This window comes from Pseudophaeobacter flagellatus (genome assembly GCF_021228235.1).
GTDB classification, from domain to species: domain Bacteria; phylum Pseudomonadota; class Alphaproteobacteria; order Rhodobacterales; family Rhodobacteraceae; genus Pseudophaeobacter; species Pseudophaeobacter flagellatus.
Window position 1 is genome coordinate 13242 of the sequence record NZ_JAJQRG010000014.1, and the last position, 26964, is coordinate 40205.

Below are 26964 nucleotides of genomic sequence, written 5' to 3' on the forward strand. Positions count from 1 at the left end.
TTTTCTAAGGGCGCCACAAAGGAAGTGCTTTAAAAATAACGGCATGCCCCTGTATACGGCAATAAAATTTCGTCATGGAATGCTGCAGGGCAGAGTCACTTTTTCTTGCCAGAACAAGAGACTGCTTCGTAGGCTATGTCCAGCAAGCATATGCAAGGCCCGCCAATCTTTCTACGTCGCATCGAAAGCATGGCATCAAGGGTGGTTCACGTAAGGCGACGGGTTTCACACGATGACAATCACCTTTCATCTGAACGGTGAAGAGGTAGTGCTCAAGGATTTTGATCCTGCGGCAACACTGCTTGATTTTCTGCGCGAAGAGCGCGAGCTGACGGGAACAAAAGAAGGCTGTAATGAGGGCGATTGCGGTGCCTGCACCGTGATGGTGACCGATAAGACCGGTTCCAAGCCTTTGAATTCCTGCATTCTGTTTCTGCCACAGCTAAACGGGAAATCCATCCGCACGGTTGAAGGCGCAAGTGACGCCGACGGCACGCTGCACCCCGTTCAAGAGGCGATGATCAGCCACCACGGCAGCCAGTGCGGATTTTGCACCCCCGGTTTTGTGATGTCGATGGTCACGGCCCATAAGAACGGTGCCAGTGACCATGATGTGCAATTGGCAGGCAACCTGTGTCGCTGCACCGGCTATGCGCCGATCATTCGCGCCGCCGAGGCCGCCGCCACCGCCCCCGTACCACAATGGATCGCGTCAGATCCCCTGCCCGCCGCAGAGGCTGCTGCCGCCCCCACCGATTTGCTGCCGCACAGCGCGGATGCGCTGGCCGCGCTGTATCTCGCCAATCCCGATGCGCGACTGGTGGCAGGTGCCACCGATCTTGGGCTTTGGGTCACCAAGGGGCTGCGCGAACTGGGGCAGATGATCTTTCTGGACGGCTGCGATGATCTGAAACAGATCGAGATAAGTGACAGCGAAATTCGCTTTGGTGCCATGGTCGATATGAACCGGGTCCGCGACACCCTGACGCCGCTGCACCCCTCTTATGGTGAAATGATCCGTCGCTTTGCCAGCCAGCAGGTGCGGGCTGCGGCGACGATTGGCGGCAATATCGCCAATGGCTCTCCGATTGGGGATAACCCGCCGGCGCTGATCGCGCTGGGGGCACAGCTGCATCTGCGCCAGGGCGACAGCCGCCGCACCATGGCAATCGAGGATTTTTTCATCGACTACGGCAAGCAGGATCGCCGCCCCGGCGAATTTGTCGAAGCCGTCAGCCTGCCGCGCCAACCAGACCGCCTGCGCGTCTACAAGCTGTCCAAACGCTTTGATCAGGATATTTCCGCCGTGCTTGGGGCCTTTAACATCACGGTCGAGGATGGCCAAGTAACAGCGGCCCGCATCGCCTTTGGCGGGTTGGCGGGCACGCCCAAACGCGCTGCCCATCTGGAAGCCACCTTGATGGGCCAGAGCTGGAGCACCGCGACCATTGCCGCAGCAGCCCCGGCGCTGGATCGCGATTTCACCCCACTCAGCGATATGCGGGCCTCGGCCGAATACCGGCTGGAAACTGCACGCACCATGCTAAGCCGCTATTTCACCGATCTGTCTGATGCCTCAGGCGTCAGCCAATCGGTTCTGGAGGTACAGCTATGAGCCTTGAAAACGCCCAACCCGTCGGCAAGCCCCTGCCGCATGACGCCGCCAAGCTGCATGTGACCGGCAAAGCGCGCTATGTCGATGACACGCCCCTGCCGCGCAACGCGCTGCACCTGGCTTTTGGTCTGTCCAGCATCGCCAAGGGCCGGATCACCGCCATGGACCTGGCCCAGGTCCAATCCAGCCCAGATGTGGTGGCAGTGCTAACCGCTGCGGACCTGCCCTTCAGCAATGATGTCTCGCCCTCGATCCATGACGAACCGCTACTATCCGATGGCAGCGTGCATTACTTTGGTCAGCCGCTGTTTCTGGTGGTGGCCAAAACCCACCGCGCCGCGCGGATCGCCGCGCGCAGGGGAGACGTCAGCTATAGAAAGGAACCCGCCCTGCTGACGTTGGAAGATGCCCTGGCCGCCAACAGCCGCTTCGAAGACGGCCCCCGCATCTATCAAAAAGGCGATGCCGAGGCCGCGATCGGGGCCGCCGCGCATCAGGTCGCCGGAGAATTTGAACTGGGCGGGCAAGAGCATTTCTACCTGGAAGGCCAGGCCGCACTGGCCCTGCCCCAGGAGGATGGCGGCATGTTGGTGAATTCATCGACCCAGCACCCAACCGAGATCCAGCACAAGGTGGCCGAGGCCATCGGCCTGCCGATGCATGCCGTCCGGGTTGAAACCCGGCGCATGGGCGGCGGCTTTGGTGGCAAGGAAAGCCAGGGCAACGCCCTTGCCGTGGCCTGTGCCGTCGCGGCCGCCAAAACCGGCAGACCCTGCAAGATGCGGTATGACCGCGATGATGACATGGTGATCACCGGTAAAAGACATGCCTTTCGGATTGCATACCGGGCGGGCTTTGACAGAGACGGGCGGCTGGAGGGCGTTTCCTTCACCCATCTGGTCAATTGTGGTTGGGCCCAGGACCTATCGCTGCCGGTGGCTGATCGCGCCATGCTGCACAGCGACAATGCCTATGCCATCCCCGCCATCCGCATCGAGAGCCACCGTCTGAAGACCAATCTGCAAAGCGCCACCGCCTATCGCGGATTTGGCGGCCCGCAGGGCATGGTTGGCATTGAACGGGTGATGGACCACATCGCCCATGAGCTTGGGCTAGATCCGGTCGAGCTGCGGCAACGCAATTATTATGACGCCCCTGATGTTGCGTCAGAGGGGGGCGCTGCCCCCCGGTCTGCGACCTCCCCCCGAGGTATTTCAGGCAAGATGAAGCTGCGGGACAACACCACGCCCTATGGCATGGAGGTACGCGATTTTGAGCTGCATGCGCTGACAGACCAGCTGCTGAAGAGCGCCGATTATGCGGCCCGCAAGGCCGAGATCGCCGTCTGGAACGCGGATCAGCCGGATTTGAAGCGCGGGCTGGCCTTTTCGCCGGTGAAATTTGGTATTTCCTTCACCCTGACGCATTTGAACCAGGCCGGGGCATTGGTGCATGTGTATCAGGATGGGTCGGTGCATCTGAACCATGGCGGCACGGAAATGGGCCAGGGGTTGTTTCAGAAGGTAGCGCAGGTGGCAGCCAGCCGCTTTGGCATTTCGCTGGACAGGGTGAAGATCACTGCCACCGATACCGCCAAAGTACCCAATACATCGGCCACCGCGGCCTCTTCCGGATCTGATCTGAACGGGATGGCGGTCAAGGCCGCCTGTGATACCCTGCGCGACCGCATGGCCGCCCATCTGGCAGAGCGATATCAGACGCAAGCCGCTGCTGTCGTCTTTGCGGGCGACCGGGTGCGTATTGGCGGGGATGAGATCTCTTTCAAGGAGGCCGCCAAGCAGTGTTACGAGGGACGTGTGAGCCTGTCGGCAACCGGATTTTACAAGACGCCGCACCTGCAATGGGACCGCATCAAAGGACAGGGGCGGCCGTTTTTCTACTTTGCCTATGGCGCCGCGATTACCGAGGTTGTGCTGGATCGCCGGTCTGGTGAGAACCGTATCCTGCGCGCCGATATTCTGCATGACGCCGGGGTCTCGTTGAATCCTGATCTCGATATCGGCCAGGTGGAAGGCGGCTATGTGCAGGGCGCTGGCTGGCTGACCACGGAAGAGTTGATCTGGGATGACAGCGGGGCGCTGCGCACCCATGCGCCGTCAACCTATAAAATCCCGGCCTGCTCTGATCGGCCCGATGTGTTCAATGTGGCGCTGTTTACCGAGGAAAACCGCGAAGACAGTATTTACCGCTCGAAGGCGGTTGGCGAGCCGCCCTTCATGTTGGGCATTTCCGCCTGGCTGGCGCTGAGCGATGCCGTGGCGCAGTTTGGCACGGGGTATCCGGCCCTGAATGCCCCGGCTACAGCCGAAGAGATCTGGCGCTGTGTGCGGAGGCAGGCAGATGGGGTTTGATCTGAACGATCTACGCCAACACCTGACCCGGCATGGCCGGGTGGTGCGTGTCGTTATTGCCTCTATTCGGGGGTCTTCGCCCCGCGAGGTGGGCGCGGCGATGCTGGTTTGGGACAGCGGTCAAAGCGGGACGATCGGCGGCGGCGCGCTGGAATATGAAGCGGCGGCGGCGGCCCGCAGGCAGGAGGTATCTTCGCGTCTGAGCACCCATGCGCTTGGACCGGATCTTGGCCAGTGCTGTGGCGGCTCTGTCACTTTGGTGAGCGAGGTCTACACCAAGGCGGATCTGGCACAGCTGGAGCAGGCGGGTGATGTCATTGCCCGCCCGGTGCCCCCCACATCACAGGCCGAGGTGCCTTTGGCGGTGAAACGTCTTGTGGCGCAGGGACGCGGCCAGGGGCAACGCCCGGCGCCGCAGCTGATCGAGGGCTGGATGCTGGAGCCGGTGCACAAACCGCAGACCGATCTGTGGATCTGGGGCGCGGGCCATGTCGGGCGCGCCCTGGTCGATGTGCTCTCGCCGCTGCCTGATCTGGCAATCACCTGGATCGACACCAGTACCGCACGCTATCCGGCACATATCCCACCCGGAGTGACCCAACTGCCCGCCGCGACACCGCCGCTCTTGCTGCGTCATGCGCCGGTAAATGCACAACATCTGGTTCTCACCTATTCCCATGAGCTGGATCTGGCGCTATGCCACGGGTTGTTATCGCATGGGTTTTCCTTTGCGGGGCTTATTGGATCGGCCACCAAATGGGCGCGGTTTCGCAGCCGATTGGCAGGCCTGGGCCATAGCCCGGCCGAGATTTCCCGCATCACCTGCCCAATCGGCGCCCCTGCCCTGGGCAAACACCCGCAGATGATTGCGGTTGGCGTGGCAGCTGAACTGTTGGCCTTGTCCAGCAGCAATGAGAAGAAGTTAGAGAAGGAACGGCGCGCGTGACAGAGGTACTATTGAGCCTGAAGGGCCTGACCAAGGCCTACCCCGGTGTTGTGGCCAATGATTCCGTTTCCTTTGATATTGGCATCGGTGAGGTGCATGCGCTCTTGGGGGAGAATGGAGCGGGCAAATCCACCCTGGTCAAGATGATCTACGGGTTGGTGAAACCGGACAGCGGCGAAATGGTGCTGCGCGGCACCCCCTTTGCACCGGGCGAACCGCGCCAGGCCCGTGCCGATGGCATTGCCATGGTGTTTCAGCATTTTTCCCTGTTTGATGCGCTGAATGTGGCGGAAAACATTGCCCTTGGTATGGAAAACCCACCCAAGATGCGCGATCTGGCCTCGCGCATTCGCGATGTTTCGGAAACCTACGGCCTGCCGCTGGATCCCTATCGTACCGTTGGCGATCTCTCGGCTGGCGAACGCCAGCGGGTCGAGATCATTCGCTGCCTGTTGCAGGATCCCAAGCTGCTGATCATGGATGAACCCACCTCGGTGCTGACCCCGCAGGAGGTCGAAATCCTGTTCCAGACCCTGGAAAAACTGCGCGCCGAGGGGACCTCTATTCTTTATATCAGTCACAAGCTGGAAGAGATCCGAACGCTCTGTGATCACGCAACTATTCTGCGGCTTGGCAAAAATGTCGGCGAATGCATTCCCTCCGAGACCTCGGCCAGTGAAATGGCAGAACTGATGGTGGGAACGGCGCTGACCCCGCCAGAGCGCGGAAATCGCGATTTTGGTGCTTTGGCGCTGGACATCTCCGGGCTCTCGGTGCCATCGCCTACGGCCTTTGGCACCGCACTGCGCAATGTCCATCTGACGGTGCGCCGTGGTGAGATCCTTGGCATTGGTGGCGTGGCTGGCAATGGCCAGGATGAGCTGCTGTCAGTGCTCTCTGGCGAGGTCCAGACTGAGGCGGATGCGGTCAAACTGGGCACCGCCCCCATTGGGCAGCTTGGGCCGGTTGCGCGGCGCGCGCTTGGCCTGTTGACCGCCCCCGAAGAACGTCTGGGCCATGCCGCAGCGCCGGATATGAGCCTGACTGAAAATGCCATGCTCACCGGGGCCACCCGCGAAGGGTTGGTGAAGAACGGTTTTCTCAAATGGGCCGCCGCAAAAGAATTTGCCGAGCGGGTGATCAAGGACTTTGACGTGCGCACACCGGGGCCGGAAAACGCCGCGCGCTCGCTGTCTGGCGGTAATCTGCAAAAATTTGTCATTGGCCGCGAGGTGTTGCAACGCCCCGAGGTTCTGGTGGTGAACCAGCCAACCTGGGGGGTTGATGCCTCGGCGGCGGCTGCCATTCGCCAATCGCTGCTGGATCTGGCTGCGGGCGGTGCGGCGGTGATCTGCATCAGCCAGGATCTGGATGAACTGATGGAGATCTCTGACAGCTTTGCCGCCCTGAATGAGGGCCGCCTGTCAGCGCCGCGCCCTGCGGTCGGCCTGACAGTAGAAGAGATCGGCCTGATGATGGGTGGTGCGCACGGCATGGAGGTTGCCCATGTCTGACGCCGCACGCAGTGATTTCGCCTTTGGCGAGAAGATTTGGGGAAAGATGAAACAGGGAGCCGCTCAATGATCCGGCTAGAGAAACGACCGCAGCCGTCGCGCGCCTGGTCATTGGCCACGCCACTATTGGCGGTGCTGGCCACCATGATTGCAGGGGGGCTGCTCTTTGCCGCACTTGGCAAAGACCCGGTTGAAGCCATTCGCACCATTTTCTGGGAGCCGCTGTTTGGCGAGTTTTCCTTTTATTACCGCCCGCAGCTTTTGGTCAAAGGCGCGCCTTTGGTACTGATCGCCATTGGCCTGTCGCTGGGCTTTAAGGCGGGGATCTGGAACATCGGCGCCGAGGGGCAGTATATCATGGGCGCGCTGTTTGGCGCAGGGGTTGGTCTTGCCTTTTACCCGTTTGAGGCCTGGTATATTTTTCCGCTGATGGTCATCGCAGGTGGTTTTGGCGGCTGGATCTGGGCGATGATCCCCGCCTTTCTGAAGGTGCGTTTTGGCACCAATGAAATTCTTGTATCCCTTATGCTGGTCTATGTGGCCGAACAGTTTCTAGCCTCTATGTCACTGGGTTTACTAAAAAATCCAGAAGGCCGCGGCTTTCCCGGATCGCGCAACCTGCAGCAATATGACAGCGCCCATAACGCTGAGCTGATTGCGGGCAGTGGCATGCACTGGGGCGTAGTTGCGGCCCTGATCGCGGTGATCTTTGCCTATGTGCTACTGAACCGTCATATGGTCGGCTACCACATCCGGCTGACCGGTGAGGCGCCGCGCGCGGCGCGGTTTGCCGGCGTCAATCCAACCCGGCTGATCCTGTTCTGCCTTGGTACCTCTGGCATGCTGGCAGGTCTTGCCGGGATGTTTGAGGTTTCCGGGCCATCAGGTCAGGTCAGCATTGATTTTAACGTCGGCTACGGGTTCACCGCCATTATCGTCGCCTTTCTTGGCCGGTTGCATCCGGTTGGCATCCTGCTGGCAGGCGGTTTGATGGCGCTGACCTACATTGGCGGCGATATTGCCCAGTCGAACCTACAACTGCCCTCGGCGGCGATTCAGGTCTTCCAGGGGATGCTCTTGTTCTTCCTCTTAGCCTTTGACCTTCTGACCAATTTCCGCATCTCGCTTGGCAAACCGGAGGTCTCCTGATGGATCTTTCTGCAATCAATCCCGTCCTGCTCATTGCCTCGCTGATGGTCGCGGCCACGCCGCTGTTGTTTGCCGCCATTGGGGAACTGGTCGTGGAAAAATCCGGGGTGCTGAACCTCGGCGTTGAGGGGATGATGATCATTGGCGCTGTGGCTGGTTTTGCCACGGCAGTGGAAACCGGCTCGCCAATGTTGGGCTTTGTGGCGGCTGCGGGGGCTGGTGCTGCTCTCTCGGTACTCTTTGCGATCCTAACGCAATATGCCCAGGCCAATCAGGTGGCCTCGGGTCTGTCGCTAACGCTGTTTGGCCTTGGGATGTCGGCGCTGTTGGGGCAGTCTTATGTGGGGATAAAACCGCCTCAGATGCTGAAAATCGACCTGCCTCTCCTGAGCGACCTGCCCGTCGTCGGCCCGATCCTGTTTGGCCATGATCTGATGCTTTATGTGGCAATCGCAGTGATCGCAGCGGTCTGGGCGGTGATCAAGTTTACCCGCATTGGTCTGGTGCTGCGGGCGGTGGGCGAAAACCACGACGCGGCCCATGCGCTGGGATATAAGGTGGTGCGCATTCGCATCATGGCGATCCTGTTTGGCGGTGCCTGCGCAGGGCTTGGTGGCGCCTACATCAGTCTGATCCGGGTGCCACAATGGACCGAAGGCATGACAGCGGGAATCGGCTGGATCGCCCTTGCGCTAGTGGTCTTTGCCAGCTGGAAACCCTGGCGCGTGCTGCTGGGCGCCTATCTTTTTGGCGGTGTGACCGTTGTTCAGCTTAATCTTCAGGCAGCTGGCGTTGCCATCCCGGTAGAGTATCTGGCAATGTCGCCCTATCTGATCACCATTCTGGTGCTCGTCATTCTATCGGCTGATAAAAGCAGCGCGCCTGCTGCCCTAGGCCGCAACTTCCACGCTGCCCGCTAAATTACGGCAGATGGCACAAAACTTGTTCGGGGGCCCTAGCCCTCGGCACAACCAAAATCAAAACGGGGGATCCCTTTGATGAAACTGACAAACCTCATGACCAGCGCCGCTGTGGCCCTGGGCCTTGCAACCGCTGCTCTGGCTGACGACCCAACCAAGGTTGGCTTTGTCTACGTTGGCCCCGTAGGCGATGGCGGCTGGACCTATGAACACGACCAGGCCCGCAAGGCCGTTGTGGAAGAATTTGGCGACAAGGTTGAAACCGTCTATGTCGAAAGCGTTGCAGAAGGCCCCGATGCCGAGCGTGTAATCACCCAGATGGCACTGCAGGGTGCGGACCTGATCTTCACCACCTCTTTTGGTTATATGGACCCAACCATCAACGTTGCGGCCAAATTCCCCGATGTGAAATTCGAACATGCCACTGGCTATAAAAACGCCGACAACGTCTCGACCTATTCAGCACGTTTCTATGAAGGCCGCGCCGTTCAGGGCACCATCGCTGGCCACATGACCAAGAGCAACGTGGTGGGCTACATCGGTTCCTATCCAATCCCCGAAGTGATCCGCGGCATCAATTCTGCCTATATTCACGCCAAGAAAGTAAACCCCGACGTCGAATTCAAAATCGTCTGGGCCTTCACCTGGTTTGACCCCGCCAAGGAAGCAGACGCGGCCAAGGTTCTGATCGAACAGGGTGCTGACGTCATTCTGCAGCACACCGATTCCACCGCGCCACAGGCAGCAGCCCAGGCGGCAGGCAACGTGATCACCTTTGGTCAGGCTTCGGATATGGCGGAATACGCCCCTGCACCGCGTGTATCCTCGATCATCGACAACTGGGCGCCCTATTATATCGCCCGCACCCAGGCGGTTATGGACGGCACCTGGGAAAGCAAAAGCACCTGGGATGGTATCGGCGCAGGCATGGTTGGCATCGGCGAAATCTCTGATGCGGTTCCAGCCGACGTAAAAGAAGCCGCCCTGGCGATCAAGGCCGCGCTGGCGGATGGCTCCTACCACGCCTTCACTGGTCCGCTCAACAAGCAGGACGGCTCTGCCTGGTTGGCCGAAGGCGAAACCGCCGATGATGGCACCCTGGCTGGCATGAACTTCTATGTTGAAGGCATTGAAGGCGATATCCCACAGTAAGCATCCCCTGCAGCACCGGTACCAAGGCACCGGGCAGATCGGATAGAAAAGGCCCGCCAGATGGCGGGCCTTTTCACGTTAGATCACATGCGGCGACTGGCCTGATGCTTTAGTGCCCCGTAAAGACCAGGGTCTGCACTGGCATCAGCAACATCTGCAAACGCAGCAACAGCGCATGCACCAAGCCAACCGTATCCACCACATGCAGCGCAATCCAGGTGCCAAGGCCCAGATCGGGATCAGACAGACGGTCGTGGTTGTTGGTATAGGCATTGGCAAGGCAACTGCTGCCCGGCGGGATGTCATCGGCCTGCCCTTCATACAGCGGTTCCAGAAATACGGTCAGGGTCCCAGGGCGGGCGTTGTCCTGCGGATCACGCAGCACGTCGGTGGGACGGATCTGCCCCGCGGGGATGACATCCTGCACTTCAACGACAATCATCGGAATGATAGTGAAGGGTTTGCTGAGGCAGCCAATCTCGGCATACATACCCGGCTTGATGACATTGGCGGTGATCTGGCCAAACCCCGCGACAAAGCGTTCTTGATCAACAAAGGTATCAGGCACCAAAATGCCCGCAGGGCGCAGAATCGGATTGACGATATCCCCCACCTGCAGGCCGAACTGTTCAACCCGCCCAGAGACACCTGCCACCACTGTGCTTTTGGCAAGCTCCACCTTTGCCTGATGTAAGGCAGCTTCGGCACTGGCGCGCTGCGCCGGGATATAAACAGCGATGTTTTCACGAACCGAACTTTCGCGTGCCTGGGCTGCTTCCAGCTCTCCCTGGCGACGAGCCACCAGATTTTCCAGCCGCTCAATTTCGGTTTCACGCACCGCAGAAGAACCGCGCCGCCGCAATTCCAGATTGCGATCCAGATCTTCAGTCGCCTGGGTCAAAACAGCCTGAGCCTGAACAATGCCTGCCTCGGCGGCCTTAAGGTCTGCGGCTGCCAATCTGAGCGAGGCTTCGATTTCGGCCACCTTGGTCCGGGCGGTTTCAACCGCCGCTTTCTGACTGCTGTCATCCAACCGGAACAAGATATCCCCGGCTTCAACGTGTTGGTTGTTTTTCACATGCACCTCGGCCACCCTGCCGCCTCTTTCAGAGAGAATGGTCATGGTACGAAAATAGGATCCAACCTGGCGGGTTGCCGGGTGAAAATAAAAGATCACCGTAATGAGAGAGACCGTCAGCACGATGCACATCGTGATCCCCCAGCGCAGTTCATACCAGACAGAAAAGAAATTGATTTCCTGGCCCAGCCTTTTCCCTTGAACAAAGCGGCGATAAAGAAAGTCGGGAAAGACCGTCAACAAAGAACAGATAAACAGTTCCAGCACAGGCTTACTCCTTATTCTTACGTTGGCTCAGCTCGACCAAAGAGTTGGCGATTGACTGCAGCGGCGACAGGAAATCAGGCATCCGAAAGGCCGCAAGCATCAGGGCGGCCACCCAAAAGATGTTGTTATGCGTAAAAAGCGCCAGAACAGCCAGAATGCTAATCAGCTGAAACTGCGCGTGATTATCTGAATGCGCCATCTTTTCCGGCAAGGCATGCAGCGTGAAATACAGCCCACCAATGGCAATGATCAAAACGATGGTGAAGATGGCCATGCCCGTGAACAAGGGATCACTGCCATCAGGGCCAGTAATATAGCCCGGCACATGACCGTTTGAGAGTGCATGAATGTTTGGGGTGGTCACTATTTTTCCTCCAAAGATATTATAACAAAACTGTTGCGCAACCATAGCATGGGCCCGCCAAACGCAGGAAGCGTTTCGAAGCGCTGCACCTGCACAGGTCTGCAACCGCGCCTGCCTGCGCCTTGCAAAAAACACGCTTTTCCCCAGCCAACACCCGTGCAACTCTCTGCCCATGACACAGCCCCTCAAAAGCCCCGATGGAACCCCTGCCAGCCGCTTTGCCTTTGGCACCATGCAGTTTGGCGGCCGTGCTGATGCAGCACAATCTGCCGAGATCTATGCCGCCTGCCGCGCGGTCGGCGTCAATCATTTTGATACGGCCTGGGTTTATACCAATGGCCAGAGCGAAGAGATCCTAGGTGACCTCATCAAGGATGAGCGCGAACAGCTGATCATTGCCAGCAAGGTTGGCTATTCGGGCGGCGCCGGGGCTGCCAATATGCAAGCACAGTTTGACACCAGCCGCCGCCGTCTTGGGCTCGACAGTCTTGATATCCTCTACCTGCATCGCTTTGATGAACAGACAGATCTGCGCGAAACCCTGGCGTGGCTTGCCGCGCGCAAAGCCGCGGGCGAGATTTCCTATATGGGTCTGTCCAATTTTGCCGCATGGCAGGTGATGAAGGCACAGATGCTGGGTGCCGAGTTTGGTCTTGCCACGGATATTCTGCAACCAATGTATTCGCTGGTGAAACGCCAGGCCGAGGTTGAAATCCTGCCCATGTGCAGCGACCAAAACATCGCCATTGCGCCCTACTCCCCCCTGGGTGGTGGGCTGCTGACCGGCAAATACACCACGACCAATGTCGCTGGGCGATTGAACGAAGATGCCCGCTACAACAGCCGCTATGGCCAGGACTGGATGCATGAGACCGCCCGCCAGCTAAGCCTTCTGGCCGCAGAGCGGGGCGTGGAACCGGCCACCCTCGCCGTGGCCTGGGTAGCGGCCCATGCTGCCGCACCGATGCCCATCATTTCCGGCCGCACCGCCGCACAGGTGGCCCCCTCGCTTGCAGCGCTGGATTTCCAGATGGATGCGGCGCTCTATAATCAGATTACAGCGCTCAGCCCGCGCCCGGCCCCCGCGACGGACCGCCTTGAAGAGCAGGAGGCGGGCGGATGACTTTTGATTTCATCATTATCGGCGGCGGTATTGCCGGTGCCAGTGCTGCCGCCCACCTGTCAGAGCTGGGAACCGTGGTGCTGCTGGAGATGGAACAGGCCCTTGGCTACCATGCCTCGGGCAGATCTGCAGCGATGTTCGAAGAAAACTATGGCCCACCCTCTGTAGTTGCCTTGAACCGTGCTAGTGCAGATCACCATCACAGCGCCAATGGCGGCTATCTGACACCGCGCGGGCTGATGCTGGTTTCAGGACCCGGTCAGGAACAGCATTTTGTCACCCACCTCAAGGAACTGCAGCTGGATGAGATCACTTTTCGCGAAGCCCAGGACCTGGTGCCGATCCTGAACCCCAAAACCGTGACCCATGCAGGACTGCATATGCTGGCGCAGGATCTGGATACCGATCGGATGATTCAGGATTTTGCCAAGGTCGCGCGCGCCGCCGGTGGCAGCATTGTGACCCGCGCCCGCGTCACTGCCATCCACCACACGGATCACGGCTGGCGGGTCGAGGCGGGCGGCCAAACCTATCAGGGGGCGCAGCTGGTCAATGCGGCAGGTGCCTGGGTGGATGAAATCGCCGCCCTGGCCGGGGTTGCCCCGATCGGCATCCAGCCGCGCCGCCGTTCCATGGCGCAACTGCCGGCGCCGGGTGGCCATGACGTGACCCAGTGGCCGATGTTGATGGGGGTTGGCGAAACCTGGTATGCCAAACCCGACGCTGGCAAGCTGCTGGTTTCTCCGGCGGATGAAGATCTGGTGCAGCCACATGATGCCTATGCCGACGACATGATTCTGGCCGAGGGGCTGGCGCGCTATGAAGAACGGGTCACCACCCCGGTCACCCGGGTCGAAAGCAACTGGGCTGGGCTGCGCAGCTTTGCCCCAGACGGGTCGCTGGTGCTGGGACCAGACCCGGCGAAGGCCGATTTCATCTGGTGTGCCGCCCAGGGGGGCTATGGTTTTCAGACCGCCCCTGCCGCCGCGCGCCTGTTGGCCGATCTGGTTGGCGGACGCCCCTCCGAGCTCGACGCGCCGATACGCGCCGCACTCTCGCCCGAAAGGCTGCGCTGATGGCTGTGCGCTCTGTTCCCAGCCTCGCATCGGTTGCCAGCCCCAAAGACGGCAAGCTTTTTGCCGAATCCGCAGCCCGCAACCTCGCCCCACTGTGTGATCTCCTGCAACAGGTCGCCCCACCGCTGGGGCACCGCGCGCTAGAACTGGCAAGTGGCACCGGCCAGCATGTGATTGGCTATGCCAGCCGCCTGCCCGATTTCAGCTGGCAACCCAGCGAGGCAGACCCGGCGCGGCTGGACAGCATCAACGCCTATATTGCCGCGACAGACCTGACCAACATCCGCCCCGCCATGCCGCTGGATGCCACCGCAACCGGCTGGGGCGCAGCACAGCACCCTCAGGATCTGATTGTCCTGTCAAACCTGTTGCACCTGATCAGCAGCGCCGAAGCACAGTGCCTGATCCAAGAGGCGGCGGTGGCGCTCGCCCCCCAGGGGCGTCTGGTGATCTATGGACCATTCTCGCGCGGTGGAGAATTGACCAGCCCCGGCGACAGGTCATTTCACAGCGCACTGACCGCGCATGACCCCGAAACCGGTTACAAGGATGACTTTGACGTCCTAGACTGGGGCGAGGCAGCCGGGTTGCGCACCACCCAGGTTGTAGAGATGCCCGCCAATAATCTAGCGCTGGTCTTTTGCAAGGAGGGATCGCAGCCTGACGGCTAGACCGTTTAGGACATGACCTAGATCAAGGTTCACAGTCTCGGCACAGAATACACCTTCAATAAATGGAATATCAATTGAAGGACATCCAATGGACTGGAACACAAAGGTGGAAACAACCCGTCAGGGGCTGCGCAATCTGAACAGGGCTATTCCCGACACGGCACAGGCCTTTGGTGCGCTTGGGAAATCCGTCAAACAGGGCGGTGTGCTGGACTTCAAACAAAAAGAGTTTGTCGCCCTCGGGATCGCGGTTGCTGTCCGCTGTGAGGATTGCATCGGACTGCATGTGGAAACCCTTGTCCGGGCAGGCGCAAGCCGCGAAGAAGTCTCTGACGTCTTGGCGATGTCGATCCAGATGGGCGGTGGTCCTGCCATGATGTATGCCGCCAAGGCGCTCACCTGCTTTGACGAATTGACCAGCAGCTGACCGTTGAAATTCGGCCCAGAAATGCCAAAAGCTCCGGTCCTATGACCGGAGCTTTTGTGTCTTAATACCCTACAAGAACCTAGCCGTTCTGGCGAATGGTGGCGTTTGTCGGATCGTAGGGGCTGTCACAAGTGACAGTTGCATCCCAAAGCTTATCCTGCAGTTTCACCTTCAGCTTGGTGCCTTCCACCGCCAGTTCCGGTGGCACATAGCCCATGCCGATGCTCTTCTCGAATGCCACTGAATAGCCGCCCGAAGTCAGACGCCCGACACGGGTTCCTCCATCTTCGGTATACAGCGCCTCACGGCCCCAGGGATCGGCATCTTCTGGTCCGTCAATCAGCAGGGTGCAACACTTGAACCGCACGCCTGTCTCAATCATGGCCTCTTTACCGTGGAACTCTTTCTCCAGGTCGATAAAGCGCGGCAGATCGGCCTCGGCTGGGGTGGCATCGCGGCCTAGCTCGGTGCCAAAGGCGCGATAGCTTTTCTCCATCCGCAGCCAGTTCTGGGCGCGCGCACCGACCAGCTTCATACCGTGCTTTTCACCCGCCTTTTCCAGCAGATCGAACAGATAGTTTTGCATCTCGATCGGGTGATGCAATTCCCAGCCCAGCTCTCCGGTGTAGGCCACACGGATCGCATTGACAGGGCACATGCCCAGTTCGATCTGACGCGCCGACAGCCAAGGGAAGCGCTTGTTCGACAGGGCAGTGTCAGGATCACCGTCGACAATGATCTCTTTCAGCACATCGCGCGACTTGGGGCCGGCGATGGCAAAGACGCCCCACTGGGTGGTGACATCCTGGATCTCGATATAGCCGAACTCTTCCATCTTGTCTTCGGCCGCCTTGCGCAGGAAGTCGGCGTCATATTCGGTCAACGCACCGGCGGAGACCAGATAGTAACTGTTCTCGCCATTGCGCACGATGGTGTATTCGGTCCGGGTGGTTCCGGCCGAGGTCAGCGCATAGGTCAGGTTGATGCGGCCAATTTTTGGCAGTTTATTGCAGGTGAACCAATCCAGGAACTGGGTGGCACCTGGGCCCTTGACGACATGCTTGGTAAAGGCGGTGGCATCGACCAGACCGACGCCTTCGCGGATCGCCTTGGCTTCGTCCACGGCATATTGCCACCAGCCGCCACGGCGGAAAGAGCGTGCGTCGTGGTCAAAATTCTCGGGCGCATCTTTGGGGCCATAGTAGTTGGGCCGTTCCCAGCCATTGACCCAGCCAAACTGCGCGCCTCGTTCTTTCTGGCGCTCAAACGCCGGAGAGGTGCGCAAGGGACGCGCGGCGGGGCGTTCCTCATCAGGGTGGTGCAGGATGTAGACATGCTCGTAGCATTCTTCGTTTTTGCGCGCGGCAAATTCGGTGGTCATCCAGTTCTGGCTATAGCGCTTGGGGTCCAGGCTTGCCATGTCGATTTCGGCTTCGCCATCGACCATCATCTGAGCCAGATAGTAGCCGGTGCCGCCCGCGGCGGTGATCCCGAAGGAGAAACCTTCGGCCAGCCACATGTTGCGCAGGCCAGGGGCCGGGCCAACCAGCGGGTTGCCATCGGGAGTATAGCAGATCGGGCCGTTGAAATCATCCTTGAGACCGGATTCAGCGCAGGAAGGCACACGTTCCGTCATCGCCATATACTGTTCGGCGATCCGATCCAGATCCAGCGGGAACAGATCGGCGCGGAAGCTGTCGGGCACACCGTGTTCAAAACGCGCTGGTGCACCGTGCTCATAGATCCCCAGGATCCAGCCACCGCGTTCCTCGCGAGCGTAGGATTCAGAATCGGCGTCCCGCACAACGGGGTGTTCAGGGTTGCCCGCTTCGCGCCATTTGACCAGCTCTGGGTCTTTGTCCATGACGATGAAGGTATGTTCCACGGGCACGGCAGGCATCTTGATGCCCAGCATCTTGGCGGTGCGCTGTGCGTGGTTGCCCGATGCGGTCACAACATGTTCAGCGGTGATGACGACCTGCTCATCCGAGGGCACCAGATTGCCGCCCTGTTCAACCATTTTGGTGCAGGTGACTTCCCAGTGGGTGCCAGTCCAGTGGAAGGAATCGGCCTGCATCTTGCGCACGATCTCAACCCCACGCTGGCGCGCGCCCTTGGCCATCGCCTGGGTCACATCGGCGGGGTTAATATAGCCGTCTTCGGTGTGGTAGATCGCGCCTTTCAGATCATCGGTACGGATCAGCGGCCAGCGTTCCTTGATCTGGTCAGGGGTGAGCCACTCATAGTCCACATCACAGGTTTCCGCGGTCGAGGCATAGAGCTTATATTCATCCATGCGCTCTTCGGTCTGCGCCATACGCAAATTGCCAACCACGGCAAAGCCCGCGTTCAGGCCGGTTTCGGCCTCAAGCGACTTATAAAAATCGACCGAGTATTTGTGGATATGGGTTGTCGCATAGGACATGTTGAACAGCGGCAGAAGCCCGGCAGCATGCCAGGTCGACCCCGAGGTCAGTTCGTCACGCTCTACCAGCATAACATCGTCCCAGCCAGCTTTGGCGAGGTGATAGGCAATTGAGGTGCCAACAGCGCCGCCGCCGACGACCAATGCTTTGACTTGAGTTTTCATGAGGCCGTTCTCCGGAACAAGTGACTCGGGGGTTGTGCATTGCTTATGCCCAACGCGCATCAAACCAGGCTAAATCCATCCGACCCAAAAAAAGTCAAAACCGACCTTTTCATCCTCCGGCACTGCTTTGCCGAGCGCAGATTGCCAAGGCGCGCCTCAATGCGGCGTCACAACAGGATTATTGGCAGCTTACAGTGGTGCCGCGCCGAATGCAGACAGCGGCTGGCGCGTCAGCCTGGGCAGAGGTCTCCTGCCTGTCCGCCGCAAGCTCTGCCAGTTGCGCATCACCTGGCGCGCGGTCTGCATCGTGGCTGATCGCGGGCCTGCCAGCCCCACCAGCAACGGCCTGCGCCGGGACCTTGTCGTATCGCTTTTGCACGATGGCCGCATAGTCTTTCATGCTCAGCTCCCCTGGGGCGAGCCCGGCAGCCTGGCTTTGCATGTTATAGTCCACAACAACAACGGCCTGGGTGCAAAACACAAGTATCCCAAGACTTTTCTTGATGCTCATCCTACCTCCTGCACGCGGCCCCCATGGCCACAAGACAGGGGTACAGGGCAATCCGTACAAAATTATGGCAGGGCTGACCCCGGATCAGTGTCACCAATTCGCCCTGCCCCACCCGTCAGTCCTTATCGCTAAGCACCTTGCCAGGGTTGAGGATATTGTCAGGATCCAGCGCCATTTTGATCGCCGCCATATAGCGGGTGGCAGCCCCCAGCTCCTTGAGCAGATATGGCCGCTTGCCCTGGCCGATGCCATGTTCACCGGTGCAGGTGCCATCCATCGAGATCGCCATATCGTTGAGCCAGCCGATATAGTCATCCGCCTTTTGCCGTTCTTCGCTGCTCTCCATATCAATCAGCAGCAGCGCATGGAAATTCCCGTCGCCCACATGGCCCACGATAGGCGCGATCAGCCCCATGTCCTCGGCTTTTTGCCGGGCAGCACCGACGCAGGCAGCCAGCTGCGAGATCGGCACGCAGACATCGGTAGAGATCCCCTTGGCACCGGGGCGGATCTGCAGGCTGGCCCAATACATATCATGCCGTGCCTGCCACAGTTTGTTGCGCTCTTCTGCGGTTGAAGTGGCCTCATAATCAAAGCCACCAAACTCTTCTGCAATGGCGGCAAAGGTCTCGCTCTGCTCCAGCACGCTGGCGTCAGAGCCGTGGAATTCCAGCAGCAGCAGTGGCGTCTGGGGCAACGACAGCTTGGAATAGGCATTGGCGGCGCCGACGCTCATCTCGTCCAGCAGCTCCATCCGGGCGACAGGCACACCGTATTGGATGGTCATCATCACCGCGCGGCAGGCATCATCCACCGAACGGAACGAACAGCGCGCCGAGCGGATGGCCTCGGGGATGCCCTGCAGACGCAGGGTGAGTTCGGTCATCAGACCCAACGTCCCCTCAGAGCCGACCATAAGGCGGGTCAGGTCATAACCCGCCGAGGATTTTTTGGCCCGCTGCGCGGTTCGGATCACCTCTCCATCGGCCATCACCACCTCAAGCGCCATCACGTTGTCTTTCATGGTGCCATAGCGCACCGCATTGGTGCCCGAGGCGCGCGTTGCCGCCATCCCACCCAGCGAAGCATTGGCACCGGGGTCAATGGGAAAGAACAGCCCCTGATCGCGCAGGAAGGTATTCAGCTGTTCACGGGTGACGCCAGGCTGTACCACAACGTCCAGATCTTCGGCATGCACCGCAAGGATCTTGTCCATCCGCATCATATCGATGCAAACGCCACCCGCCGGCGCATTCACATGCCCCTCAAGTGAGGTGCCGGTGCCAAAGGGGATCACCGGCACGCCATATTCGGCGCAGGTTTTGACAATGCTTGCGACCTCTTCGGTCGAAGTCGGGAAGACCACCGCATCGGGGGCCTGATTGGTGATCCAGGTGGTGGTATGGCCATGTTGCTCGCGGATCGCTTGGCCGGTTTGCAGCTGCTCGCCGAACTGCTGTTTCAAGACGCTGATGGCAGCCTCGATCCCGGCTTCATTACGTGGCAATGCTGTTGCTTGCACCATGGTGTGACCCTCTTCCTATCCCCGGCGGTGTGATGCCGCCACTGTCCTCGCCCTCGTGTTGTCATGACAACACACGCACCTCTTATGATGTAAAAAAGGGGTACAGACAAGACATTGCCGCACCCCTTATTCTCTGCATATTGGCCCAGCCCTTGGGGTAGGTTACATCCCACTATTGGCCCAGCGCAATGCCCTCACGGCGCGGATCCGCCCCGCCTTTCAGGGTCTCGCCAATCTCAATCGCGTGCAGCCCCGAATTGAGATCGCGGATATTGACCTTATAGCCCATTTCGACCAGCGGCGCTTCCAGCTCTGTGGCGGCGGTGTCGGCCTCAAGATCATAGGTGCCAAAGCGGTTCACCGCATGGGGCAAGGCCAGCGCCTGTTGTACATCCAGCCCCCAGTCTGCCCAGGCCACAATCGCCGTGGCCACATAGCCGATGATCCGGCTACCGCCAGGCGAGCCAATGGCCAGAACCGGTGCCCCGTCACGCAGCACAATAGTTGGCGCCATAGAGGAACGCGGCCGTTTGCCCGGCTCTATCCGGTTGGCAATCGGCACCCCATCGCGATGGCTGCGAAAGGAAAAATCGGTCAGCTCATTATTGAGCAGAAAGCCATTGCTCATCACCCGCGAGCCAAAGCCGTTTTCAATGGTCGTCGTCATCGACAGGACGTTGCCATATTGGTCGACAATCGTCAGATGCGAGGTCGACGGAAATTCAATCGAAACATCATCGGCCCAGAGCGGTGCCAGAGCGGCGTGATCAAACTCGGGCTGACCCGGTGCCACCTCGGCCAGGGCTTCCGGCCCCGCCAGCAACTGGCCACGCTGGGCCAGATAATCAGGATCGACCAGCCCCTTGGCCGGGACCGGCACAAAATCGCTATCGGCCATATAGCGGCCCCGGTCGGCAAAGGCGAGCCGGGAGGCATCGCCAATCAAGCGCCAGGATTCGGGATTTTCCGCGCCCAGGGCCGCCAGATCGTAGCCCCCCAGCATGCCCAGGATCTGTCCCACCGTCAGCGCCCCGGAAGAAGGCGGCCCCATGCCGCAGACCTCAAAGGCGCGATAGCTGGCGCAGCTCGCATCGCGCTCTTTCACCCGATAAAGCGCGAGATCCATCATCGACAGCACACCGGGGTTGCCCTCGGCCTGCTGCACATTGTGCACGATGTCTGCGGCGATCGGCCCGGTGTAAAACCCTTCGGCGCCCTGTTCGGCCAGCACCTGCAGGACATCGGCATAGGCCACATTGGTCAGACGATCGCCTGCGGCCAGCGGCGTGCCACCCGGCAGAAAATAGCGGGCAGTTGCCGGGAAGCGGCCCAGACGATCTGCATCGCGCGCAATCGCACCGGCCATCCGCGGCGAGACCTCAAAACCATCCTGTGCCAGGGAAATCCCGGTCTCAAACAACGAGGCCCAGTTGGCCTGCCCCCATTTGCGATGCGCCATCTCCAGCAAGGCAGGCGTGCCAGGGGTGCCGACAGAGCGCCCGCCAACAACGGCGTCAAAGAACTTTAGCGGCGCGCCACTTTCGTCCTGAAACAACTGCGGCGTCGCCGCCAGGGGCGCGGTTTCACGGGCATCCAGGGTGGTGACAGCCCCTGTCTTGGCGTCATACCAAACCAGAAAGGCACCCCCCCCCAGGCCCGAAGACTGTGGCTCTACCAGCCCCAGCACCACCTGGGCCGCAATCATCGCGTCTGCCGCCGTGCCGCCTTGGCGCAGAACCGCCGCGCCAGCCTCAACCGCATGTGGGTTCGCGGCAGCGATCATCCAGTCCTGCGCCTCTACCGGCTGCCCGGCCTGCTTGGCTGCCAGTGCCGCCGCAGAGGCATCGGAGACTGCCGCAATGCCGCCCAGGCTAGCGCCTTCGGGCGCAACCGCATCAGCGGCCTCCTTTGCCTGCAGGCCACCTCCAGACAGAACCAGGATTGGCAAGGTCAAGACAGACAGCGAAAAGACCGGCTGCATCAGCGACGGAATCGCCCGTGCAGATACAGTCAAACAGGTCAGAAAAACAGATTTCATGGAATGCCCTCACATACGCAAAAGATGCTGGCAGGGCGCTACAACATGGCTGGGACCACCTGATCAGGCGGCCGATGCCCATCCTCGAAGGTCTTGATGTTCAACAGGACTTTTTCACCCATCTCGATCCGGCCCTCAAGGGTTGCAGACCCCATATGAGGAAGAAGTACCACATTCGGCAATTGGCGCAACCTTGGATTGATATCGGTGCCCTTTTCATAGACATCCAGGCCGGCCCCCGCAATTTCATCGCTGCGCAGCATCCGCGTCAGGGCCAGTTCGTCGATCACCTCGCCGCGTGAGGTATTGACCACCACTGCCGAGGGTTTCATCAGCTTCAGCCGCCGGGCATTCAGCAGATGAAAGGTCGAGGGCGTCGAGGGACAATTGACCGAGATCACATCCATGCGCGCCACCATCTGATCCAGGCTTTCCCAGTAGGTGGCCTCCAGTGTGGCCTCTATTTCGGGGCGCAGGCGGCGTCGGTTGTGATAGTGGATCTGCATGCCAAAGGCGCTAGCCCGGCGGGCCACAGCCTGGCCAATCTGACCCATGCCAAGGATCCCAAGGCGACGCCCGGCCAATCGCCCGCCCAGCATCGCAGTGGGTGCCCAGCCCTGCCAGTCACCTTTCTGCATCACGGCCAGCCCCTCGGGGATACGGCGCACCACCGCCATGATCAACGCCATCGCCATATCGGCGGTATCATCGGTCAGAACCCCTGGCGTATTGGACACCAGAATGCCGCGTTGCCGGGCGGTTGCCACATCAATGTGATCGACCCCGGCGCCATAGTTTGCGATCAGTTTCAGCTTTTCCCCGGCCTGCCCCAAAAGCGCCGCATCAATGGTATCGGTTACCGTCGGCACCAGCACATCGGCCTCTTTCATTGCGGCAGCCAGTTCCTGGCGGCTCATCGGTGCGTCTTCGCTGCGCAGACGCACATCGAACAGCTCGCTCAACCGTGTCTCGACTGGCTCTGGCAACCGTCGCGTAACAACAACACTCAGACGTTCTCTGGCCACTTTTGCTCTCCCCTGGCTTTGCAAGTCACTTGCCTTCATGACATGGTGGCGCAGGACGGAACCGGGCACAAGAACCGATCCACCAGAACCAAAGCAGTTGGCGCGGCTTTTTGCCTCTTTTCCAGGTCAGATTGCCCGCAGGATTTTGCGACACATATTGGGTAGGCTGAACCCTAAGCAAAAGTGAGCAGGCAGTGATTAAATTTCCCACAGGATGGCGCGGTCTGATGCTGGCGCTCTGCGTTGGTTTTGGCGTCACGCCTGCAGGGTCCATCGCCGCAGCCCAGGACAGCAGCCAACCAGCCAGCCAAGAGCGCGGGCCAGTGACCAACCTGCCTCTGCCGCGCTATGTCTCGATGAAGGCCTCTGAAGGCAATGTTCGGCGCGGCCCCTCTCTGACGCATCGCATCGACTGGGTGTTCAAACGACGTGGCATGCCACTGCAGATCACCGCCGAGTTTGGCCACTGGCGCCGGGTGCGCGATCAGGATGGAGCAGGCGGCTGGGTGCATTATGCCCTGCTGTCAGGGGTGCGCACAGTGCTGGTACAAGAAGACATGCTGACCCTGCACGCACAACCAGATGAACGCACCGCGGTGACAGCCGCGCTTGAATACGGGGTGGTGGCGCGCCTGGGCAACTGTTCCCTGACCTGGTGCAATATCTCTGCCGGCGGCTTTGACGGCTGGGCCCCCAAGGAAAAACTCTGGGGAGTGATGCCGGACGAAATCCGCGAGTGACACCACCCCGCACTGCCTGAGGGCCTAACGCGTCACCCGGCGAATGCTCAGCTGGGTGCCACCAAGGGCGCGAAAGCTCTTTTGGCGGCAGGTGAACACCAGGATCTGCATCTCATTCGCCTGCAGCGTCAGCGCATCAAATATTTTCTCGATACGAGCGTCATCGGTATAGACGATGGCATCATCCAGAATGATCGGCGCAGGCTGTCCCCGCCGCGCCAATAGCCGAGCAAAGGCCAAACGCACCAGCAGGGCAACCTGTTCCCGGGTGCCACCAGACAGACTGTCGAAGGCTTCCTCTTGCCCGGCACGCTGCAATTGATCCGGCAGCACCTGCCCCGCATCCAGCGCCAGGCGCGCTTCAGGCCAGAGCAGCCGCAGCAATGGCTGCAGTTCTTTCAGCACCGGCCCGATATAGGCCTCTTGTGCGGCACTGCGGGCGCGCTCCAGCGCCAGTTCAAGGCGGCGCAGAACCGCAACTTCGAACTCGATCCCCTCCAGCCGTTTGCGTGCCCCAATCACCTGGTCACGCAGCTCTGCCAGATCTTCCTCCACCGCTGCCCCGGCGCTGGTGGCAATGCGGCTGTCCAATACTGCCAGATCTCGCAGATGGCTCTGCACCGCTTCGCGGGTTGAAGCCTGCTCGGATTTGGCGCGGGCGGCGCGGGCCTGCGCCTGCTCCAGATTCGGAGCTTGCTGTTTCAGCAGCTGATACTGCACCTTGCGGGTCGCCAGCCCCTGCTCCAGCTCTGCCTGGTGTTGCTGCAGACTGACCAGCCGCAGGGCCATATCGCCCTGTCCTGCCAGGGCTGCCTCGGCGCGCTGCAACCGTTGCTGCGCGGCCTGATGATGCGCCTGGGCACCTTCCAGCGCACGGCGCAGCTCACCCTCTTGGCTGCGCGCCGCCTCACGCTCGGCCGCGCTGCGCTCCAACGCGCCGCGACAGGAGAGCAGATCCGCCTCTGCCGTATCAATCTCTTGCGCAGAGCCTTGGACAGGCGGTGTTTCGCCAGCCTCCGGTTCTGCCACCGTCGGCAATGCATCCAGCTGCTGCATCAGGGCCAGAATGCCATCCGGGGCCAGCGCGGCAAGCTGCTGCTTGGCCTCTTGCAGGCGAATGGCGGCCTCTTGACGGGCACGATGGGCCTGGCGCGCCTGTTCGACATCCGAGCAGCCTGCCTGTTCCAGTGCCGCGCGCAGGGCGCGCTCTGCCTGATCCAGTTGCACCTGCCCGCCGTCCGCGCCGGGGTGCAGATCAATCTGCGCCAAACCGGGCACCGTAAGACGCCCGCCTGTCGGCAGCGACAGGCGCTGCCCGCCAACCAGTGGCGCGCCCTCCAGCAACAGCAAACCATCCAGCCCCTGTTCATAGGTTACCGTAATGGCCGGGGCCGCCAATTGCTGCGCCTGTTGCGCCAGCGCCAAGGCCTCGCGGGTGGTCTCTATCTCGGCCAGAGCATCGGCATCCGGGCCTGTCGTCGCCAGATGATTTTGCCGGGTAATCTGCTGCATGGCGCTACGCGCCTGGGCCAGGGTCTGTTGCAGCGCCCGGCGCTGGCCTGCGGCCTGGGCGTGCCTCTCGGCCCGTTGTAGCGCTGCCAGCCGGGTTTCGGCCACGCGGGACGCCTGCTCGGCCTCACGATGCGCCGCCTCTGCCTGCGCCAGCCGCTGCCGGACCGGATCCAGATCTGCGGCAATGCGGGCGCGTGTCTCGGCCGCGGTCTGACAGGCTGTTTCGGCCTCGCTGCAATCCTGTTGCTGGGCCTGAAACTGCGCCAGCGCGCGCAGGTGACTGTCCAGCAGCAATTCAGCATTTTGCATCCCCTGTCGCGCCACCTGCAACTTTTCCTGATGCTGCTGCGCTGCGGCAAGATCCTTCTGGCTTTGTCGCAGGCGGGTCTCCTGCTCTTGCTGCATCTGCGGGTCTTGCAGATCAGCCAGCGCACGGCGCAGGTCCTGACGCTGATCCAACTGGTGGCGCAGTTCTTGCACCTGGGCAGCCAAGGCCTGCTCGCGGGTTTCATAATCGGCCAGAGCGGTCATCGCCTGTTCCAGCGCGCCGCCCTTTTTCGCCCCGCGCAGGGTCACCAGCCGATCCAGGGACTGGCGCACATCGCGGCGGATCGCATCCATGCGCTGCCCACCAGTGATACTGTCCACCTCGCCCGCGACAGAGGACATCAAGTCCTGCCGCGCCGCCAGGGTTTCTTTGGCATCGGCAAAATCAGTCAACCCCTGACGCACCCAGAGCAGCCCGGCCGGCCCCCCATCCTTGGGCGATTTGATCAGCGCCTGCAGCCAGGCCTCACCCGCGTCCGATTGCAGGTACAGGCTATCGCCCTGCCAGATCCGCAGCGCGCCCTTGCCCGAGGCCTTGCGGAACTGTTTGGCCAGCCGAAACACCTGGTCCTCCAGTTCAATTTCCACCTCGATCCAGGGTTCGCCACCAACACGCGGCGCAAGGGCACGAATATCTTTGTCCCAGGATTTTGCATCCTTGAAGAACACCGCATGCAGGGCGTCAAAGATGGTCGACTTCCCCCGCTCATTCGGCGCAGCAAGGACATTCAGCCCCGGCCCCATACCGGTAATTTCGACCGGATCGGTGAAACGGCGTACGTTTTCCAGCCGGATGGCACGAATTATCATCGGGGGTCCTCCGCCGTGGCCGCGTCCTGCGTATAGGCAAACAACCGGTTCAGCGCCGCCGAGGCAGTGTCTCGCTCGGCCTGTGCCAGGGTTCCGTCCTGGGCCGCCTGCATCAGCTCTTCGGCGGCAGCGCGCAGAGCCCCATTGCTGGCAATCAGGTCCAGATCAGAAACCTGGTGCTGACTGCGCAGCCCGGCCTCGTCCAGCTGGAAATAGCAGAACTCCGGCGCCACCTCTGCCACCGCTCGGCGCAGCGCCAAGAGTTGCGGCGGCGTCACCCAGCCTTCGGCCCGCAGCCGCAGCAGGTGGTGGTGCCAGTCTGCGCGTGGCTCTGGCAGCAGCGCGCGCATCTCTGCCGCGATATCCGCCGCCGGGGTCAGCACCAGCGGCTGTTCTTGCCAGTGGTAGGTCCCGGTTTCAATGAACGTGACCTTTGGTTCAGCGCCCGGCGTCGTCAGCTCTACCAGCAGGCACTGCCCGGCCCCTGCATGTTTGAAGCGATCCGCTTCGGGGGTGCCGCTGTACCGGCTGCGGGCGTTCAGGGTAAAGGTACCGTGCCAATCCCCCAGCGCCAGGTAGTCCAACCGGGCACTGCTGGCCCGCTGCGCCGAGATCACCTCGCCGCCCGCCTCTTCGCTGCCAAATTCAAGCACCCCACCATGGGCCAGACCGATCCGCAAATCGCCTTCTGGCGTGGCCTGCCCATCCATCCAGGCGGTCAGGTCCTGACCGGCAAAGCGATGGCGGCAGGGCGCCGGCAGCAGCTGCACCCCCGGCGCCATCTGCACAGGGTCAGGCTGCATCAAAAGATGGGTATTCTCCCCCGCATGCTCTGCCATCGCCGTCCAAAGCGTTTCGGCAGCGGCACTGTCATGATTGCCGGGAATGATCCACCACTGCAAATCGGTTGCTGCCGCCATGCCGGCAAGCGCCTGACGCAGCACCCGGTCTGATGGGGTTTCACTATCAAACAAATCGCCCGCGATCAGCACATGTCCGGCCCTCTGCGCCTGCGCCACCCTGGCCAGCCCGACAACGCTTTGCTGGCGGGCCTGCTGCAGATCGGCCCGCGTCTCTTCCGGCATTTGACCAAAGCGTTTACCTAGGTGCAGATCCGAGGTGTGGAGAAAGCGAAATGGGGTCATCAAGGCTCCGACAAATGATCACAGCGGCACGGCGCGCGCCTTGGGTGGTATGAGTGGCAGAGGCGTC

Annotated in this window: 21 protein-coding genes; 12 read left to right on the forward strand and 9 right to left on the reverse strand. The window is 60.7% G+C overall.

The window, feature by feature from the left end; genetic code table 11:
* Positions 1-232: 232 nt before the first annotated feature.
* From xdhA to LRK71_RS19150, 7 genes are all read left to right on the forward strand, one after another.
* A complete protein-coding gene (xdhA, locus tag LRK71_RS19120; protein WP_232405559.1) occupies positions 233-1615 on the forward strand; it encodes a xanthine dehydrogenase small subunit in 1383 nt (460 codons plus the stop codon).
* Positions 1612-3987: a xanthine dehydrogenase molybdopterin binding subunit gene (gene xdhB / locus LRK71_RS19125; RefSeq protein WP_232405560.1), complete on the forward strand. Its 2376-nt coding sequence runs from the start codon at positions 1612-1614 to the stop codon at positions 3985-3987. Before xdhA ends, xdhB begins: the two co-directional genes overlap by 4 nt.
* Positions 3977-4933, forward strand: a complete 957-nt coding sequence (xdhC, locus tag LRK71_RS19130; RefSeq protein ID WP_232405561.1) for a xanthine dehydrogenase accessory protein XdhC — start codon at positions 3977-3979, stop codon at positions 4931-4933. Before xdhB ends, xdhC begins: the two co-directional genes overlap by 11 nt.
* Positions 4930-6447, forward strand: a complete 1518-nt coding sequence (locus LRK71_RS19135; RefSeq protein ID WP_232405562.1) for an ABC transporter ATP-binding protein — start codon at positions 4930-4932, stop codon at positions 6445-6447. Before xdhC ends, LRK71_RS19135 begins: the two co-directional genes overlap by 4 nt.
* Positions 6448-6513: 66 nt before the next feature.
* Positions 6514-7596 (forward strand): ABC transporter permease, encoded by a 1083-nt coding sequence (locus tag LRK71_RS19140; RefSeq protein WP_232405563.1) that lies wholly within the window; start codon positions 6514-6516, stop codon positions 7594-7596.
* Entirely contained in the window at positions 7596-8516 is a 921-nt protein-coding gene (locus LRK71_RS19145) for an ABC transporter permease (RefSeq protein WP_232405564.1), read from the forward strand. The genes LRK71_RS19140 and LRK71_RS19145 overlap by 1 nt, the downstream gene beginning before the upstream one ends.
* Positions 8517-8594: 78 nt before the next feature.
* On the forward strand, positions 8595-9668 hold the full coding sequence (locus LRK71_RS19150; RefSeq protein WP_232405565.1) for a BMP family ABC transporter substrate-binding protein: 1074 nt from the start codon (positions 8595-8597) through the stop codon (positions 9666-9668).
* A 109-nt stretch (positions 9669-9777) separates the two neighbouring features.
* Here the strand turns inward: LRK71_RS19150 and LRK71_RS19155 are convergent, their stop codons facing one another.
* On the reverse strand, positions 9778-11013 hold the full coding sequence (locus tag LRK71_RS19155) for an HlyD family secretion protein (RefSeq protein ID WP_232405566.1): 1236 nt from the start codon (positions 11011-11013) through the stop codon (positions 9778-9780).
* A 4-nt stretch (positions 11014-11017) separates the two neighbouring features.
* Positions 11018-11551 carry a hypothetical protein gene (locus tag LRK71_RS19160; protein ID WP_232405567.1) on the reverse strand — a complete coding sequence of 178 codons (534 nt, stop codon included), beginning with the start codon at positions 11549-11551 and terminating at the stop codon, positions 11018-11020.
* Here LRK71_RS19160 and LRK71_RS19165 point away from each other — a divergent pair.
* The 4 genes from LRK71_RS19165 (at position 11550) to LRK71_RS19180 (ending at position 14674) form a co-directional block, all read left to right on the forward strand.
* On the forward strand, positions 11550-12500 hold the full coding sequence (locus LRK71_RS19165; RefSeq protein ID WP_232405568.1) for an aldo/keto reductase: 951 nt from the start codon (positions 11550-11552) through the stop codon (positions 12498-12500). The genes LRK71_RS19160 and LRK71_RS19165 overlap by 2 nt on opposite strands.
* Positions 12497-13576 carry an NAD(P)/FAD-dependent oxidoreductase gene (locus LRK71_RS19170; protein WP_232405569.1) on the forward strand — a complete coding sequence of 360 codons (1080 nt, stop codon included), beginning with the start codon at positions 12497-12499 and terminating at the stop codon, positions 13574-13576. Before LRK71_RS19165 ends, LRK71_RS19170 begins: the two co-directional genes overlap by 4 nt.
* Positions 13576-14247 carry a DUF938 domain-containing protein gene (locus tag LRK71_RS19175; RefSeq protein WP_232405570.1) on the forward strand — a complete coding sequence of 224 codons (672 nt, stop codon included), beginning with the start codon at positions 13576-13578 and terminating at the stop codon, positions 14245-14247. Before LRK71_RS19170 ends, LRK71_RS19175 begins: the two co-directional genes overlap by 1 nt.
* A gap of 88 nt (positions 14248-14335) precedes the next feature.
* Positions 14336-14674 (forward strand): carboxymuconolactone decarboxylase family protein, encoded by a 339-nt coding sequence (locus LRK71_RS19180; RefSeq protein ID WP_232405571.1) that lies wholly within the window; start codon positions 14336-14338, stop codon positions 14672-14674.
* A 79-nt stretch (positions 14675-14753) separates the two neighbouring features.
* On the opposite strand, the gene LRK71_RS19185 is transcribed toward LRK71_RS19180, so the two are convergent.
* The 5 genes from LRK71_RS19185 to LRK71_RS19205 form a co-directional block, all read right to left on the reverse strand.
* Positions 14754-17264, reverse strand: coding sequence for a GcvT family protein (locus LRK71_RS19185; RefSeq protein ID WP_232405572.1), 2511 nt, complete (start codon positions 17262-17264; stop codon positions 14754-14756).
* A 178-nt stretch (positions 17265-17442) separates the two neighbouring features.
* Positions 17443-17775 (reverse strand): hypothetical protein, encoded by a 333-nt coding sequence (locus LRK71_RS19190; protein WP_232405573.1) that lies wholly within the window; start codon positions 17773-17775, stop codon positions 17443-17445.
* 115 nt (positions 17776-17890) lie between these two features.
* Positions 17891-19300: an FAD-binding oxidoreductase gene (locus LRK71_RS19195; protein WP_232405574.1), complete on the reverse strand. Its 1410-nt coding sequence runs from the start codon at positions 19298-19300 to the stop codon at positions 17891-17893.
* 172 nt (positions 19301-19472) lie between these two features.
* Entirely contained in the window at positions 19473-21338 is a 1866-nt protein-coding gene (gene ggt / locus LRK71_RS19200) for a gamma-glutamyltransferase (RefSeq protein ID WP_232405575.1), read from the reverse strand.
* Between the two features lie 38 nt (positions 21339-21376).
* On the reverse strand, positions 21377-22363 hold the full coding sequence (locus tag LRK71_RS19205) for a 2-hydroxyacid dehydrogenase (protein WP_232405576.1): 987 nt from the start codon (positions 22361-22363) through the stop codon (positions 21377-21379).
* 227 nt (positions 22364-22590) lie between these two features.
* On the opposite strand from LRK71_RS19205, the gene LRK71_RS19210 reads away from it, so the two are divergent.
* A complete protein-coding gene (locus tag LRK71_RS19210) occupies positions 22591-23103 on the forward strand; it encodes an SH3 domain-containing protein (RefSeq protein ID WP_269751823.1) in 513 nt (170 codons plus the stop codon).
* Between the two features lie 24 nt (positions 23104-23127).
* Here the strand turns inward: LRK71_RS19210 and LRK71_RS19215 are convergent, their stop codons facing one another.
* Positions 23128-25752 carry an AAA family ATPase gene (locus LRK71_RS19215; RefSeq protein ID WP_232405578.1) on the reverse strand — a complete coding sequence of 875 codons (2625 nt, stop codon included), beginning with the start codon at positions 25750-25752 and terminating at the stop codon, positions 23128-23130.
* Positions 25749-26897: a metallophosphoesterase family protein gene (locus LRK71_RS19220; protein WP_232405579.1), complete on the reverse strand. Its 1149-nt coding sequence runs from the start codon at positions 26895-26897 to the stop codon at positions 25749-25751. The genes LRK71_RS19215 and LRK71_RS19220 overlap by 4 nt, the downstream gene beginning before the upstream one ends.
* Positions 26898-26964 lie beyond the last annotated feature (67 nt).

Bases quoted from the DNA above. Each gene is read 5' to 3' on its own strand.
- xdhA (WP_232405559.1), top strand. From the start codon at position 233: ATGACAATCACCTTTCATCTGAACGGTGAAGAGGTAGTGCTCAAGGAT.
- xdhB (WP_232405560.1), top strand. From the start codon at position 1,612: ATGAGCCTTGAAAACGCCCAACCCGTCGGCAAGCCCCTGCCGCATGAC.
- xdhC (WP_232405561.1), top strand. From the start codon at position 3,977: ATGGGGTTTGATCTGAACGATCTACGCCAACACCTGACCCGGCATGGC.
- LRK71_RS19140 (WP_232405563.1), top strand. From the start codon at position 6,514: ATGATCCGGCTAGAGAAACGACCGCAGCCGTCGCGCGCCTGGTCATTG.
- LRK71_RS19145 (WP_232405564.1), top strand. From the start codon at position 7,596: ATGGATCTTTCTGCAATCAATCCCGTCCTGCTCATTGCCTCGCTGATG.
- LRK71_RS19150 (WP_232405565.1), top strand. From the start codon at position 8,595: ATGAAACTGACAAACCTCATGACCAGCGCCGCTGTGGCCCTGGGCCTT.
- LRK71_RS19165 (WP_232405568.1), top strand. From the start codon at position 11,550: ATGACACAGCCCCTCAAAAGCCCCGATGGAACCCCTGCCAGCCGCTTT.
- LRK71_RS19160 (WP_232405567.1), bottom strand. From the start codon at position 11,551: ATGGGCAGAGAGTTGCACGGGTGTTGGCTGGGGAAAAGCGTGTTTTTT.
- LRK71_RS19170 (WP_232405569.1), top strand. From the start codon at position 12,497: ATGACTTTTGATTTCATCATTATCGGCGGCGGTATTGCCGGTGCCAGT.
- LRK71_RS19175 (WP_232405570.1), top strand. From the start codon at position 13,576: ATGGCTGTGCGCTCTGTTCCCAGCCTCGCATCGGTTGCCAGCCCCAAA.
- LRK71_RS19180 (WP_232405571.1), top strand. From the start codon at position 14,336: ATGGACTGGAACACAAAGGTGGAAACAACCCGTCAGGGGCTGCGCAAT.
- LRK71_RS19185 (WP_232405572.1), bottom strand. From the start codon at position 17,264: ATGAAAACTCAAGTCAAAGCATTGGTCGTCGGCGGCGGCGCTGTTGGC.
- LRK71_RS19190 (WP_232405573.1), bottom strand. From the start codon at position 17,775: ATGAGCATCAAGAAAAGTCTTGGGATACTTGTGTTTTGCACCCAGGCC.
- LRK71_RS19195 (WP_232405574.1), bottom strand. From the start codon at position 19,300: ATGGTGCAAGCAACAGCATTGCCACGTAATGAAGCCGGGATCGAGGCT.
- ggt (WP_232405575.1), bottom strand. From the start codon at position 21,338: ATGAAATCTGTTTTTCTGACCTGTTTGACTGTATCTGCACGGGCGATT.
- LRK71_RS19210 (WP_269751823.1), top strand. From the start codon at position 22,591: ATGCTGGCGCTCTGCGTTGGTTTTGGCGTCACGCCTGCAGGGTCCATC.
- LRK71_RS19215 (WP_232405578.1), bottom strand. From the start codon at position 25,752: ATGATAATTCGTGCCATCCGGCTGGAAAACGTACGCCGTTTCACCGAT.
- LRK71_RS19220 (WP_232405579.1), bottom strand. From the start codon at position 26,897: ATGACCCCATTTCGCTTTCTCCACACCTCGGATCTGCACCTAGGTAAA.